The sequence below is a fragment of the Streptomyces sp. NPDC058000 genome (assembly GCF_042886435.1).
GTDB lineage: Bacteria > Actinomycetota > Actinomycetes > Streptomycetales > Streptomycetaceae > Streptomyces.
Genome location: NZ_JBHVQS010000001.1, coordinates 200,711 through 214,515 on the forward strand (window position 1 = coordinate 200,711; position 13,805 = coordinate 214,515).

19 protein-coding genes and 1 tRNA gene are annotated in these 13,805 nt (G+C 69.6%); 3 read left to right on the plus strand and 17 right to left on the minus strand.

Features of this window, described 5'->3' with window-relative positions; translation table 11 throughout:
* Positions 1-2: 2 nt before the first annotated feature.
* Positions 3-87: transfer RNA gene (locus ACFVT2_RS00975), tRNA-Ser, on the plus strand.
* Between the two features lie 65 nt (positions 88-152).
* Here ACFVT2_RS00975 and ACFVT2_RS00980 read toward each other — a convergent pair.
* The 17 genes from ACFVT2_RS00980 to ACFVT2_RS01060 form a co-directional block, all read right to left on the minus strand.
* Positions 153-1,430, minus strand: coding sequence for a tyrosine-type recombinase/integrase (locus tag ACFVT2_RS00980; RefSeq protein ID WP_390010626.1), 1,278 nt, complete (start codon positions 1,428-1,430; stop codon positions 153-155).
* An 80-nt stretch (positions 1,431-1,510) separates the two neighbouring features.
* Entirely contained in the window at positions 1,511-1,729 is a 219-nt protein-coding gene (locus ACFVT2_RS00985; RefSeq protein ID WP_390010627.1) for a helix-turn-helix domain-containing protein, read from the minus strand.
* A gap of 199 nt (positions 1,730-1,928) precedes the next feature.
* The gene (locus ACFVT2_RS00990; protein WP_390010629.1) at positions 1,929-3,077 is read right to left on the minus strand and encodes a DUF3631 domain-containing protein; all 1,149 of its coding nucleotides are present in this window, start codon (positions 3,075-3,077) and stop codon (positions 1,929-1,931) included.
* Between the two features lie 340 nt (positions 3,078-3,417).
* The gene (locus tag ACFVT2_RS00995) at positions 3,418-4,365 is read right to left on the minus strand and encodes a bifunctional DNA primase/polymerase (RefSeq protein WP_390010631.1); all 948 of its coding nucleotides are present in this window, start codon (positions 4,363-4,365) and stop codon (positions 3,418-3,420) included.
* 84 nt (positions 4,366-4,449) lie between these two features.
* A complete protein-coding gene (locus ACFVT2_RS01000) occupies positions 4,450-4,704 on the minus strand; it encodes a hypothetical protein (protein ID WP_390011202.1) in 255 nt (84 codons plus the stop codon).
* 23 nt (positions 4,705-4,727) lie between these two features.
* The gene (locus ACFVT2_RS01005) at positions 4,728-4,862 is read right to left on the minus strand and encodes a hypothetical protein (protein ID WP_390010633.1); all 135 of its coding nucleotides are present in this window, start codon (positions 4,860-4,862) and stop codon (positions 4,728-4,730) included.
* 308 nt (positions 4,863-5,170) lie between these two features.
* Positions 5,171-7,414, minus strand: coding sequence for an ATP-binding protein (locus ACFVT2_RS01010; protein ID WP_390010635.1), 2,244 nt, complete (start codon positions 7,412-7,414; stop codon positions 5,171-5,173).
* 87 nt (positions 7,415-7,501) lie between these two features.
* Positions 7,502-7,684, minus strand: coding sequence for a DUF6257 family protein (locus ACFVT2_RS01015; RefSeq protein WP_390010637.1), 183 nt, complete (start codon positions 7,682-7,684; stop codon positions 7,502-7,504).
* Positions 7,685-7,758: 74 nt separating this feature from the next.
* Positions 7,759-8,163 carry a DUF6251 family protein gene (locus tag ACFVT2_RS01020; RefSeq protein ID WP_390010639.1) on the minus strand — a complete coding sequence of 135 codons (405 nt, stop codon included), beginning with the start codon at positions 8,161-8,163 and terminating at the stop codon, positions 7,759-7,761.
* Entirely contained in the window at positions 8,163-8,360 is a 198-nt protein-coding gene (locus ACFVT2_RS01025) for a hypothetical protein (RefSeq protein ID WP_390010641.1), read from the minus strand. The genes ACFVT2_RS01020 and ACFVT2_RS01025 overlap by 1 nt, the downstream gene beginning before the upstream one ends.
* A gap of 37 nt (positions 8,361-8,397) precedes the next feature.
* Complete coding sequence (locus ACFVT2_RS01030; RefSeq protein ID WP_390010643.1) at positions 8,398-8,619, minus strand: hypothetical protein; 222 nt, start codon at positions 8,617-8,619, stop codon at positions 8,398-8,400.
* Between the two features lie 28 nt (positions 8,620-8,647).
* Entirely contained in the window at positions 8,648-8,989 is a 342-nt protein-coding gene (locus tag ACFVT2_RS01035) for an RRQRL motif-containing zinc-binding protein (protein WP_390011204.1), read from the minus strand.
* Positions 8,989-9,849, minus strand: a complete 861-nt coding sequence (locus ACFVT2_RS01040; protein ID WP_390010645.1) for a protein spdB — start codon at positions 9,847-9,849, stop codon at positions 8,989-8,991. Before ACFVT2_RS01040 ends, ACFVT2_RS01035 begins: the two co-directional genes overlap by 1 nt.
* Entirely contained in the window at positions 9,846-10,130 is a 285-nt protein-coding gene (locus tag ACFVT2_RS01045; RefSeq protein ID WP_390010647.1) for a hypothetical protein, read from the minus strand. The genes ACFVT2_RS01040 and ACFVT2_RS01045 overlap by 4 nt, the downstream gene beginning before the upstream one ends.
* Positions 10,127-10,585, minus strand: a complete 459-nt coding sequence (locus tag ACFVT2_RS01050) for a Pycsar system effector family protein (protein ID WP_390010649.1) — start codon at positions 10,583-10,585, stop codon at positions 10,127-10,129. Before ACFVT2_RS01050 ends, ACFVT2_RS01045 begins: the two co-directional genes overlap by 4 nt.
* Entirely contained in the window at positions 10,582-10,851 is a 270-nt protein-coding gene (locus ACFVT2_RS01055) for a DUF6284 family protein (RefSeq protein WP_390010651.1), read from the minus strand. The genes ACFVT2_RS01050 and ACFVT2_RS01055 overlap by 4 nt, the downstream gene beginning before the upstream one ends.
* Before the next feature lie 103 nt (positions 10,852-10,954).
* Complete coding sequence (locus ACFVT2_RS01060; RefSeq protein WP_390010653.1) at positions 10,955-11,110, minus strand: hypothetical protein; 156 nt, start codon at positions 11,108-11,110, stop codon at positions 10,955-10,957.
* A gap of 677 nt (positions 11,111-11,787) precedes the next feature.
* Here ACFVT2_RS01060 and ACFVT2_RS01065 point away from each other — a divergent pair.
* Complete coding sequence (locus ACFVT2_RS01065; RefSeq protein WP_390010655.1) at positions 11,788-12,633, plus strand: sigma factor-like helix-turn-helix DNA-binding protein; 846 nt, start codon at positions 11,788-11,790, stop codon at positions 12,631-12,633.
* 2 nt (positions 12,634-12,635) lie between these two features.
* Entirely contained in the window at positions 12,636-13,442 is an 807-nt protein-coding gene (locus ACFVT2_RS01070) for a hypothetical protein (RefSeq protein WP_390010657.1), read from the plus strand.
* Positions 13,443-13,805 lie beyond the last annotated feature (363 nt).

Here is a 13,805-nt window from a genome sequence, read left to right on the forward strand (position 1 = left end):
TCGGTAGCGTGTCCGAGCGGCCGAAGGAGCTCGCCTCGAAAGCGAGTGTGGCGCAAGTCACCGAGGGTTCAAATCCCTCCGCTACCGCAGGTAGATGAGGCGCCCGGTCCTATGGATCGGGCGCCTCATCTCTTTCCGTCTCAGTTCCCGTCTCAGTTGGCCGGTACGAGCGCTCCAGCAAGCCCGTCATCATCGTCATCCGGTCCGTCTTCGGCCGGCTTCCAGATGAGCCCATCGACCTGACGGGCAACCTCGCTGCGGACCGAATCGACCATGTGCTGGTATCGCGCGGCCATGGCCGTGGTGGACCATCCCATGAGCCCCATGACGGCCCGTTCAGAGACTCCGAGGATCAGCAGGACCGTCGCGGCGGTGTGCCGGGCGTCGTGCAGCCGGCCGTCCCGCACCTTCGCAGCGCTGAGCAACTCCTTCCAATCGTCGTAGTCCGTGCGGGGTGACGTGCCCCGGCCGGTCAGCGTCGCGAAGAGCCAGCCCTCTTCCGACCAGTCGTCCCCGGCCGCTACGCGTTCGGCCTGCTGCTTGGTCTGGTGCGTCCGGAGCAGGTCCACAAGCTGTGCGGGCAGTCCGACCGCTCGGCGTCCCGCACGGGATTTCGTGTCGGCAGTCTCCGGGTTGGTCCGCTGACGCTGCGGGCAGTACCCGGCCTTCTTGCCGCAGGTGTCGCTGCACCCGTGGGCGTAACGCGGCCGGCGACGGCTCCGACGGACCATCAGCACCCCACGCTCAAGGTTCACGTCCGCCCACTTGAGTCCGAGCGCTTCGCCCTGCCGGAGTCCGAGGGCGAGCGCCACGGCCCAACGCGCAGAGTTCCGGCGGCAGTCCGCCGCACGCAACAGCCGCTGCACCTCCTCGACGGTGTACGGCTCCACCTCCTCTTCGCTCACCCGGGGCGCCTTAGCGAGCTGGACGGGATTCCGTCCGAGGTGACCACGCCGTACCGCCTCGTTGAGCGCGGTACGGAACGTTCGATGGATCTGGTGGATGGTCCCGGCCTTGCGGCCGTCGATCTTCATGCGCCCGTAGAAGTGCTCGATGTGCTCCGGCTTGAGCTTGTCGAGCCGGTGGGCGCCAAGCGCCGGAATCAAGTGCTTCCGCACGGCTACGCCGTAGCCGACCATCGTGTTCTCGTTGACGGCGAGCGGCGCGATGCTCTCGACCCAGTGCGTCAGCCACGTCTTGACCGTCCAGGGTCGACCGGCCTTGCGGATGGTCTTGGCGTCGCGTTCCCGTTCCAGTTCACGGACGGCCTTCACCACCTCGGTTCGGGTCTTGCGCTCGACATGGCGGCGGTCGGGCTTGCCGTCGTCCCGCACTCCGACGGTAACGCGGCCGTGCCACTTCCCGTCCTTGCCCAGGTAGATGGAGGATTCACCGTTCGCTCGCCGGGTGCGCTTCTTGTCGTCCGCCATGGGCGGGGCTCCTTCAGGTTGGGGAGTGGAAACGTCGGAGCGCCGCCCCGCGGCGGGGCGGCGCTCCGGTGATGAGTCGGTCAGGCCGCGTGCTGCTCGGCGCGGCGGCGGGCGAGGTAGGCGGCCGGCGCGTCGGCGGGGACGCGCCGGAGTCCGCCGACCATCAGGGATTCCAGCTCTCCGGAATTGATGAGCCGGTAGCAGACGGTGCGACCGACCTGGAGGCGGCGAGCAGCTTCTTCCACCCTCAGCAACACGAGTGTCGTGTCGACGACTTCAGCGAGTTGAGCCGTATCCATTCGCGCGATGCTCCTTCGTTGCACGGCGAGAGGAAGGGCGGGGCTCCCGCCCCTTCCGGGAAGTCCGCTACTTCCGCTACCTCCGCTACCGCGCAGGTCAGGGGCCTGCGCGAGGTAGCGGGAAGGGGTAGCGGTAGCGGATGGGTAGCGGCGGGGTAGCGGACCGGGAGGCCGGTTGCCGCTACCCCGTTGTTGCTGGTCAGACCGTGTTTTCCGTGTCGGGTAGCGGAGGTAGCGGACTTTCTGGGGGTGGGGGGCAGTAGCGCTGCCACGCGTCGGTTAGATCGGCGGCGTAGTAGCCCTTGAGGACGCTCCCGGCGGTCTTGATGTTGCGGGAAGCGATGGGCTCGTTGTCGGCCGTCATGTACTCCGCGAGCATCCGCGACAGGCGCCGGTTGTCGAGCGGCTTGCCGTGGAGGTCCGCCCAGGGGGCATCGTCCAGGGCGTTGAGCCGGTCGAGGATGGCGACGGTGGGCAGGCGGTCGATGCCGACCATGACGTGGTCCCGCAGGTCGGTCAGCAGCCGGATGCCCAGGCTGCCTTTGTCGTTGGCCTTGGACGCGGTCACCAGCGTCACGCAGGCTTCCCGTGCCCGCTCGGGCCAGTTGCCGCCGGCCGCGTCGGCGATGGCGAGCAGGGGTTCCCACACGTCCGCCGGTCGGTCGGTGACGCCGTCGGGCATGTCCGGCCAGGCGCCCATGACGCGATCGGTGACTTGCTCTGCCCATGCGGCGAGCCGGTCGCGCAGGGCGAACCCTTCCTTCTCGTGGATGCGGGTGCGGTAGGGCTCGACCTTCTCGTTGAGGGCCCTGCGTCGCATGCGGATGTTGACGGAGCGGTCCCGGATGGTGTCGGGCAGGGAGCCGAGCCCGGCCACGGCTACGGCGGTGTAGGACTGGAATGCCTGCACGGTCTGGTTGGCGCCGTCACCCACGCACCGGAACATCGGCCGATTGCGGCGGTGGCCCGCATTGATGAACCCCCGGAGCTGCTCGTTCTCTCCGGCTTTGGGGCCAAAGATGGTGTCGATCTCGTCGAAGAGGATCGTGGGCCGCTTGCCATCGCCCCCGGACACAGCTCGGAAGAGGGCGGCGGCGGACGCGTCGACCGCAGCCATCGGGTTAGGCACGAGCGTTTCCACGATCTCCAGAGCCCGGGACTTTCCGGACCCCGGCTCAGGAGACAGGAAGGCCAGCCGCGGAGTCGACTCGAAGCAGTCGAGCAGGTGCGCGTGCGCGTCCCACAGGACGACCGCGACGTAGGCGGCTTCGTGGGGGAAGGCGTTGAAGCGGCGGTGGAATGCCTCCACCTCGTCCAGCAGCGCGGCCCCGTCGATGGTGGCGGTCATGCGGCTTCGGTCCCTTCCTGGGTGGTGCGCAGCGGGCAGGTGTCGCGGTGGGTGGCGTGTGCTTCGATCAGGGCCAGCACGCGGCGTTGGCCGACGGCGCTGCGGTCCCAGCCGCAGCGGCACTTCGACGTGGCCGTGGGCGTGGCACCGCGCGGCGCCGCGATGTGGAGCCACGCGATGGGGTAACGCCGGTCTGGGCGGCGCGGGTTAGAACCAGTTCGGACGCCTTCGGCGACGTTCTTCGAGCCGCCTACCGCCGTAGCCTGCGGGCGACGTGTGGGCGCCTGCGGGCCGTTGGGGGTTGGGGTGGTGCATTCCAAGGGGGCGGGGCGCTGGGGGCTCACAGGGCCTCCCGCGGTTTGGCGTTGTGCAGGGACCAGTTCAGGGCGGATCGGATGGTGGCCACGCACTCGGCCGCGGGTAGACCGGCTGCCTCTCCCGCCCCTTGGAATGCCTCCTCGAACACGCTCGGCGCGAGGTCGCCCCAGGCCACGAACCGTGCCACCTTCGCCGCGCACTGGTAGAGCGTGCGGTTTCGGGCCCCTTCACCGGTGCCCATGACGGTCGCGCACTCCCGCTCCAGCGCGACGGTGGCAGCGCGGGAGCCGTTGCGCGGGACCGACACCGGCCGCGCTGGCCGCGAGGGCTCGCGCAGCAGCGCGGCGAGCCATGGCGGGAGCGGGGCGACGGGGGCTTCGGGGTCCAGGAGGGTGTAGGTGCCTTCGGGGGTGGTGCTGGAGGGAGCGACGACGTAGCCGCCCCATGCTCGGGTGTCGATGTGCGGTCCGAGCTTGCCGACGGTGCAGCCGTACCGAGCACCGGGCGGTGCGGTGAAGTACCAGTGCTCGCCGCCGGACGGCGTGCGGACCTGGCGGGTCACCGGACGGTCCCCGGCGCGCTCGCAGAGCGCCTGCCAAGAAGTCGCCCCCGAAGGGGCCCCTTCTGTCTTGGTGCCGTCAGGCTTGGGCACGTCGAGGTCCACCACGAGCAATCCGGCGGGGCCGGTAGCGATGCCGACGTTCCAGCGGCCGCGAGCCCAAGTGGTATGGATGAGGGCTTCGTCGGTGGTGGCGCGCTGTTCGGGCTTGAGGTGTCCGTGGGCGCACCGGCCGGACTTCGGGCAGCGCTGTTCGCTGTGGCCAGCGGGAGGCTTGCCTTCGGGCCGCAAAGGGATGACAGGCCAGTTGCGCTCGGCCGCGTCCAGGGCTGATGCCAGCAGGGGCAGGCTGGCCAAATCGACGTCCAGGACCTCTAGGGCAGGTCGCGAAACGTGGGCGGGTTGGGTCATGCTGGATTCCTCCAACAGGTCTGATTGGGCTGGTGGAGCAGGGCGGGCCGGTCATTGGCGTGAGGCGGCCCGCCCTAGCCATGGCTAGAAGGGCGGTTCGTTGCTGTAGCTGCCGGGCGGGGTGCGCAGCAGGGCGCGGGGCAGGGGCAGCAGGCGCCAGCGGCGGGTGTTGTCCCAGCACAGGCAGGGGGCCCAGTGGCTGCCGGTGTATGTGCCGGTCGCGAGGTGGACGGAGTGGCAGGTGTGGCCGCCGTCGCCGTTGCAGGCCCAGCAGTCGGGGCGTGGGGTGTCGGTGAGGATTAGGGCCGGTCGGGGGCGGTAGGTGCGCCGGATACGCATACGCACGGGGTCTCTCCTAGCTGTTACTCGCAGGTGCACTCGGGCAGGTCGGCGTAGCCGGTGTCGCCGCACTGGCAGCAGTGCGGGTAGGGGTAGGGGTCGCTGTCGTCGGTGGGGACGCACAGTTCGCAGTCGGTGAAGTCGTCGTCCTCGTACATGGGTCTCCTTGGTGGTGAGGCGGGCGTGTGCCTGCCGAGTTGGGGCTGTGCTTGATGGCGGCACGATCGGGCGCACCGACCACATGGGTCACCGTGTGTAACCGATGGTGGAGGTCGGAGGGGAGGGGCGCCGGGCCTGAAAACCGGGCTTGTGGGGCCCCGTCGGAGAAGTGTCTCCACCAGGTCCATCAGGTCTATCAAGGCGGCATTTCCGCAGTTCAGGGCCGGTGGAGGCGGGTGGTGGACCGTCTGATGGAGTTCTCCATCAGATTCCGGCGCCTCCACCACGCGCCTCCACCAGTCTGCGACTACCCTGCGTCGCGCTCGGCGGCCTCTTCGCGTCCCTCGATGGCCGCCTCGACCCGGGCACGGGACACGCACACCACGCCGGTTTTGCCGTTGTCAGCCCGTGTCGCCTTCGGCTCAGTGCCTGCCTCGCGCAGCACTCGCGTGAGGTCGTGCAGCTCCCAGCTGCCATACGCCTTCGGGTGCTTGCTGATGAGCCGACGCAGAACCTCCTGGGTCTGGACGCGCTTCCCGTCGCCCAACGCGTCGAGCACGTTGGCCAGGTGGTCGAGGTCCTCAGCGGGTTCTGCGGCGGTCTGCGTTTCGACGCCCGCCCGGCGTGCTTTTGCACGCTCTGCGATCTCCTTCGCGGGGTCGATGTCGATGAAGTGGGTCCGGACCGTCACCGACGGCTGACCAGGGGCGAGTTTGACCCCGTCACCGGCCACCACGAGGGTGCCCTTGTCCAGGCCCTGCCTCAGCTTGTGCGGGGCCGCACCGGCGTCGACCGCCGAGTCGCCCACGGCCATGCGGGCTTGGGACTCGGTGCCCAGCACCAGGGACGCACGGATGTGGTTGCCCTCCCGGGAGCGCTTGGGGAGGTTCTCGTTCGTCGGGTCCTGCGTGCCCTCCCAGATCGTGACGTTGACCGCGCGCCCCTGGTCGTGGACCTTCTTCACGGCCTGGAAGTACCGGCTGTCGGCCTTCGAGCCGCCGTAGGGCGCCCCCTTGCGGACCGCCCCGCTGTCGGAGACGAACGTCTCCACGGCGCCGGACCCGTAGGCGACCTGCGCCTCGTCGACGATGAGGACCAGGGGGTTGAACCGCGGGTCGGCCATGATCTTGTCCTGGCTCCAGCCCTTGGCGGTCAGCTCCCGCATCAGGTCGATGCGGCGCATCATCTCCTCGACGCCCCCCTCGACCATGTGGGTTGCTTCCATGACGTGCTCATCGGTCGGGCCCTGGATGAGCACCGTGGCCAGCCCGTAGAACATCTGCCAGTCCCCGACCCCCTTGAGGTCGGCGAGGTGGAACTCCACCCGCGTGTCGAAGGCGAGCCACAGGGCCAGGGCCCGCAGGCTCGCGGTCTTGCCCTGGTTGGACAGGCCGGTGATGAGCATGTGCCGCTGCCACAGGGAGATCAGGGCCGCGTCGCCACGCAGGTCCTGGCCCCACGGCGCACGGCCCTTGCGCATGTCGGCGGTCAGGTCTTCGTCGATGACGAGCGGGGACGGGCCGATTGGTTGGTCGAGTGCTCCGGAGTCGGCGACCCACATCCGCACGGTGCGGGGCGCTGGAGGGATCGTCATGTGCAGCTCGTGTTCGTGCCGGTTGAGGTTCTCGGCGAGCTTGCGGCGCTTGCCGAGGATCTCCTCCGTGGACACCCCGGACGGCAAGGTGACGTCGACCTCGATGCCGCACCCTGCCAGGCGGATCGGCCCGAGCATCCCGGCCGCCCCGTCTGCCATCTCCTTGATGGCCTTCTTCAACGCGGGGACGCCGAGGTCGGACAGGGCCTTGACCACGATCGACGGGGTGATCGGGACATCGTCCACGGTGTCGGAGGTGGGTCGGGCCCAGGCCGGGGCGGTCTCGTTCTTGTGGCCGGCGCGCCACAGGTGGGAGAGGCAGGCCACCAGCGCCAGCCCGAGAGCCGGGCCCCACGCGATCCCGATGAACCAGCACAGGGCCTGCACCGCGTCGATCGCGGCGAGGGTCGGTGCGACCACGTCGTGCAGCTCGCGGTTCGAGATGGCCATGCAGATACCGACCAGCAGCAGGACGCCTTCGACGGCGGCCGTGCCGATCGCGGCCGACTTCGCCATCGTCGGCACCTTGTGGACCAGCTCGATCCGTCGCTCGTGACGTTCCCGGCGGAATCGGTCGGCCCGGTCCTGCCATTCGGCCGCCGCCAGGTGGTCCCCGGAGGCCAGGGCCATGGCCCGCATCCGGTGATGCACCGCGACGGTGCGGCCCTCCCAGGTCCGCTTGGCAACGACCCCGGCGCCGCCGACGAAGTAGCCCCCGTGCCGCACCACGAACCCGACGGTGCTGCGGGTGCGGTCGTGCGTGGCCAGTGCGTGTGCCCGGCGGACGGCCCTGCGGGCGCGGCTGGAGCTGGAGGAGGGCGGTGCGGCGTCAACGGGCGCCGGGTCGGGGGCGGTGGTGTCTTTGGCCAGGGAGACGGCCGGGGCCGTGGTGCGGGTGGCGCGGTGTTCGTCGAGGTTGTGGACGGTTCCCATCGGCTCGGCCGCGGGTTCGGTCATGATGGAGCTCCTGTCACTGCCTAAGTGGGTGGAGGTAGGCCCGGGGCGGCCGGTCGCTTGGCCGTGGACGGCCGCCCCGGGGCGAAGTCACTGCGCGGAGTCGCGCTCTTGGCGCTTGCGGGCGCCTTCCAGGACGCCTTCGACCTTGCGTTCCAGGTCGCCCTGGTAGACCTGCTCACCGGCCAGGCCACGCTTGGCCATCCGGCCGATCAGCCAGGTGACCTTGGCCTTCTCGCCTGCGGTCAGCTTGGGTTCGTCGGGCGATGCCATCGGATGCTCCCGTCTGGGCCGGGCTGTCCCGGCTCCCCTCACCGCCCGTACGAGACGGGCGGATCGGGCAACCGTCAGCCGCGGCTGCGGCGGGCCTTGGCGACGCTGGCGATGTTCTTCGCGGCCTGTTCACCCTCCGGGCCGCCGAGGGCTTTCACGCCGGTGACCAGGCCCCAGGAGACGGCGACCACGACCAGGGCGACCGCCCCGATCGAGATGGCCATGGAGGAGATCGCGGCGATCAGGAGCGGACCGAGGAAGACACCAGCGGCCACGGCACCGCCGCCGACGCCGGCCCCGAGGGCGACGCGCTGGACGGTGCGGTCGGGCGGGGCGTGGTGGATGTGCTGGACGACGATCGGCCGACCGTCCTCGTAGACGGCCGGGCCGGGCATCGGTTGGGGCTGGTAGACGGGCAGGGGCGGCTCCTGCCGCGGGGCTGGCAGGGGGTTGTCGAACTGGTAGCGGCGGCTGGCCATCAGGCACTCTCCAGCTCGTCGGCACGGAAGCTGGGGAAGCCGCACAGGCCGTCCATGAAGCCGCTGTTGATCCCCTTCAGGGAGATCCATTCGGCGCGGTCGGGGTTGGGGTCCACGATCGTGCCGACCTTGCCGACGGCTGCGGGGTAGTCGCGGCTGGCGATGACGCGGACCTGGTCGCCGTAGCGAAGAGCCATGGTGTTTCCTCCTGGGTTCCTCATGGCGGGGTGCTGGTTAGTCGTCGGTGTCGAACGTGGCGTAGCCGCCACTGGCCTTCGGGGCGTGCAGCAGGGTGTCGGCGGCGACGAACAGCGCGGCGCCCGCAGCGGCGGCCACGGCGAGGCCGGAGTGTCCGCTGTCGGTGGCCACTCGGGCTGCGGCTTGGGCTGCGGAGTTGGCCTTCAGGACGTTGGTCGGGTCGTTGGTGGCGCTCATGATCCGGTCGTACAGGCCCACGTCAGGGTCCTCTCAACAAGCGAGCAGCTCAGGCCGCGCGCTGCTGGTCGTCGGGGTAGGCACAGGCGTTGCAGATGCCGATTGAGCGCGGGATGCAGTACCCGGCGTCCGTACGGCAGGTGGGGCAGATGCGGCGGGCCGCGTTGGCCTTAGCCAGCGCCGCCCACCGGGCGGGCGTCATCGGGCGGACCGGCTTGGCCAGGTCGACCCGGTAGAGGTAGGCGACCAGCGGGGGCCGGCGGCGGCGCGGCCGTTCGAGCTGCGCCACCACCTGCTGCCCACCGGGCCGCAGACCACAGGCACGCAGTTGGCGGCGCGTGGCGTAGCCATCCGGGGCAAGGCGCCACCGGAACACCGGCAGCGTGCCCATCAGGCGGCCACGCGCTTCCACGCGGCCCGCAAGCGAACCTCAGAGGCGGAGTGACCGGCCGCCCGGAAGCGGGCGGACATCTTGTTGTAGGACAGGGCAGGGACCTCGCTGTGACGGATCTGGTCGACCAACGCGTCCAGCTCGTCATCGGTGAGGCCGGGTGCCGCGTCCAGGGCGGGAGCCCTGACCGGCTCGAAGGGGCCCCACACGGGAAGCTCCCAGCGGGGTGTGACGCCCGGCGTGACGGGGGTCGTCACGCTGGTCAGCGCCTTGCCGGTCTCCTCACCCGCCCGCGCCGTCTCCAGCGTCGACCACGCCTTGGAAAGCGTCACAGCGGTCGCGGCCTGGACGCGTGCGACGCGCGCCCCGGCCCCCGTCACGGCCGTCAACCGAGTCTCCTCCGTAGCCGCTTCAGCCCGGAGTCGAGCCCGTGCCACGGCCGCGTCGTCCCGGGCTTCCTGCTGGATACCCCGGATCGACTCCAGCGCCCTCGGAGTCAGGGCCGTGCGCTCCCACAGCCCATGGACCAGCCACAGGGCCTTGGCAGCGAGGGGGAGCCAGGAGACCGCCAGCCACGCGGCCGGCGACGAGCTGGTGAGCGCGTGGGCGACTAGGACGCCGGTTGCCACCGTGCCGAAAGCCCAGCCGACGACCGTGACGGGGGTGGAGTGGTCGCCCTGTGCGGCGAGTCGCCGCTCGTAGGCGAGGGTGGCCAGCCAGCCGCCGTCGATCCCGAGACCGACGACCAGCGCGACCATCCACGGCATCGCCGTGCCCAGCCACATCACCACCACGGCCAAGGTGAGCACCATCGACACCGCCGTCATCGCCACGGCGGGCAGCACCGTCTTGACCTTCATGCCGCACCCCCGTCGGCGGTCCACGGGGTGTAGGTCACCGGCTGATCTGCCGTCCACTCGCGCAGCTGCTCAGCGGCACGCCCCACGTTGTGGTCGTCGTGGAGGACACCCGCGAGGATGACCCGCGCATCGAGCGCACGGTGCTGGAGGAGCCTGGCGTAGGCGCGGCCATCTGCGTCGGCCGTGCCCGACAGGGGGATGTCCAGCGCGTCATGAACCGCGCGAAGCAACGCCACGGCCGCTTCCGGGAGGGAATCGAGGTACACGGTCGGCTCGGTCATGCCGCACCCACCCACGCCAGCACCCCAGCGCCGACCAGCAGCGCACCGCCGGTCAACGTCCAGTTGATCGACCGGCGCAACCGGCCGTACTTGGCGACCGCGATGCGGGACAGTGTCGCGATGTGCTCGGCGCGGTCATCGACCGCCAGCACATCCAGCACCTCGCCGGCGGTCAGCGTCGCCCACAACGGGAACCCCACCGGCCGGGACCCGCCCAAGTTCGGCCGGACCGTGCGCAGCAGCAGGACGACCGCACCCAGCAGTACCGCCACGCCGGCCGCGCCGACGATCCGAGCCGCGGCCGACAGGTGGACGCTGCTGGCGACCGACCAGACGCCTGCGAGCACGGCCCCGTCGAAGGCCAGCAGCAGGGAGGCTTTGGTGTCGGTGCGGGAAATCTCCGCCTTCACGTCCCCGTGCGCGGCGGCCAGGGCGGAATCGGTGCTGTAGCTCATGCCCCCACCTCCGGCAGCTCAGCGCCAGCGGCGGTGCGGTTGGCCAGGTCCCGGCGGGCCGCCAGCACCCGGCGGCGGGCCCGGCGGATGCGGCGCACGTCCAGCTCGGTGGCCGGGCGGTCCATGACGGTGACGTAGGCGTCCAGCAGGTCCGCCTCCGCCGTGATGAGCGGCATCTCGCCCTCGATGGCGGCCAGTTCGGCGGCGGTCGGCTCCAGCCACGGCTCGAAAGCCGTCAAGGCGTCGGCGACGGTAATCTGGTTCATGGGTCGTTGCTTCCTTTCAGCGGGAACGGCTCGTCAGCGCCCCGGAGCGGCTACTCCGGGGCGCGTGCCGTTTGGGGTGAAGCGGGCCAGCTCGGCCCGAGGGTCAGCGGTTCTCGTCGTCCTGGACGACGGTGATCTGGTCGTCGGTGAGGTGGACCACCTCACCGGGGCCGGCGGTGACGGTGTAGCTCTCGTCGGCCTGGTCCGCGATGTCGTTGCGGAACTCGCCATTGCCGCCGAAGCCGATAACCAGGGCCATGAACGCTCCTTCGAGAGAAGGAGCCGGGGTGTCCGGCTCCCCGCGCCCCGCCCGTACGAGCAGCCCGCGAGAGGGCGCCCGGACGGGCGGGGGAGGCAACCGGCCGCGGATAGCCCGCGGTCGCCTGGGATGAATGCGCGCAGTGGGTCTCTGGGTGAAGTGGGAACCCGCTGCGGTCGTGGTCTTCCGGCGACATCGTCCGTTTCGGCTCTCACGCGCAACGTGAGGGAGTGCCTACACCGTCCGTGGCGACACTCGGAAGCTGTGTCGCCGCAGTCCTATCCACCGACCGGTCATCGCGAGGATTCGCCCTCGCTCGGGATTCGGTGTCTCAGTGCCAATGCACTCACCAGCCTGCGGAGTCCGTTCTCCCTGCGCTGGTGGACCGCTGTCCAGGTTGTTCGCACCGGGTCTGACAGCCGACGGGCCATCTGCCGCTCCCCTCCGACCCGATGGCCGGAGGGTGGTGCTGCCGCTCGGGCCGCGTGTAAGCGGGGCCGGCGGGGCCGTTCTGCCGTGCGTTTATGCAGGTCAAACGAGGCGGAAAGGCATCCCCTCTCGCTTGCTTAGGGGGGCTTGCCGTCTTGCTTGTTAGAGACCATAGGCAACCCCGAAGGTTCGCGCAACCCCCTCTCGCGGTAGGGTTGCTAGACCCCCTAAGCGAGGATTGGAGAACTGTGCACAACGACATGAAGCGGGTCTCTGAGATCGCGGCCCCGGTCGAGCGAGCCAAAGCCGCGATCGCTCTGATGGCGACCTATCAGGGCTGGGTGCTGGAGCTGTCTCGCGTCCGCCGCGAAGCCATTGAGGAAGCGCAAGCGTCCGGCATGACCCAGGCCGAGATCGCGGCACAGCTTGGCGTGAGTCGCGGCCGGGTAGGGCAGCTCGCATCCGCCGGCCCGCCCCCAGAGCGGGCGTTCTTCGGCACGGACCTCGTGACCGTGTCACTCGGTGGCAAGTACGAGGGCGGTAAGACCCCTGAGCAGAACCCGAGTGAGGTTGTGACCAGGGAAGATTTCAAGAACTTCGAACACCTGCGGAAGCTGCTGAGCGGGATGAAGCTGGACGCGGAGTACGAGGTGATCCCGCCGTCCGGCATCGTCGATCTCAACCGCGAGAACCACGTGGTCGTCTGCGGGCCCCGACTGTCCCCCGTCGTAGCCATGGTGCTTGCGGGCGACAACAACTTGGCGTTCGAGAAGGATCACGCCTGGCATTTGGTGGACAAGAACGACGGGAACGTCTACCGCTCGCCGATGGATGAGGATGGCTCAGCGAGTGACTTCGGCTACCTGGGAAGGCTCCCTCGGCTGGATGGCCGCGGCACGTTCCTTTACATCGCGGGAATCCACTCCGTTGGCGCCAACGGGGTCGTGCACTACCTCGAAAACAACCTCGCTGAGCTGTACCGAGAGGTTCGCACCCGTCGATTCTCGACACTCATTTCCTGCCGCTACGACCCGAAGACGCTGGACGTGCTGGAGAGCCGTCGCGTCACCCCGCTCTACCGACACGAGGGCTGATCATGCGCGTCGCCATCGACACACGTCCCGGGGGAACCAACCCGAACGAGGATTGGGTGGCCGCCACACCGACGCTTGCCGTAGTGCTGGACGGACTCAGCACGGCAGGACTGGCCACGGGGTGCCAGCACGGCGTCCCCTGGTACGTCGCCCACCTCGGCGGCCACATCGTCGCCGCTCTCGCGGACACGGACCGCCCCCTGCCTGAGGGGCTCGCTGATGCTCTCGAACGCACCGCGGCGCTGCACCCCGAGTGCGACCTCGGCAACCCGGGGACGCCGTCGGCCACGGTCGCGATTCTGCGGCATCGGGAGGACGTCCTCGATCACCTCGTTCTCGCGGATTCACCGATCGTTTTCGATGGACCGCAGGGCTGCTCGGCAATTACTGACCTTCGAGTGGACGAGGTCCTTCCTGAGCTGAAGGCCGAGGTTGAGAGGTACGAGACTCACACCCAAGAACACAGAGAAGCCCTGCAACGCCTCGTCGTTGCGCAACGGCAAGTGCGCAACACTCCGGAGGGGTACTGGGTGGCTATGGCCGGCCCGGAAGCGGCAGAGCACGGCGTGATCGGCTCCACACCGCTCGATCAAGTGCACGCGGCCGCAGTGCTTTCCGATGGCACGTCAAGGCTCGTGTTGGAGTACGAGATGGCGACCTGGTCTGAGGTTTTCGCAACGCTCAGGGCGGGAGGGCCGGGCGAGCTACTCGACACCGTGCGGCGCGTTGAGGCTACGGACCCGACAGGCCGGCGATGGCCGCGCTACAAGTCCGGCGACGATGCCACGGTGGCCTTCTGCCAGTGGTGAGCGGGCTGGCCGCAGCAGCGCGGCCACGCGCTCAGGAATGGCGAACGCGCCCGGTCAGCGATGGCCGGGCGCGTCTCAGTTTCCGTCTCATTCATCGCCGTCCGGCGCCGTTCACGACGGTTCACGCCACGGATGGGAGTACGGGGATGAACGAGCCTGAACGTCCGCGGATTGGGCCCTGACCAGCACGAACAAACCTCGAAAGCGAGTGTGGCGCAAGTCACCGAGGGTTCAAATCCCTCCGCTACCGCCGGTAACACCCCCCTGAACTGCGGAAACGCAGATCAGGGGGGTGTTGTGCGTGTGCGATGCGCATTGAGGCGCGTCGACACCTTAAGCGTCCCGCTTCGTCCCATCTCCCTT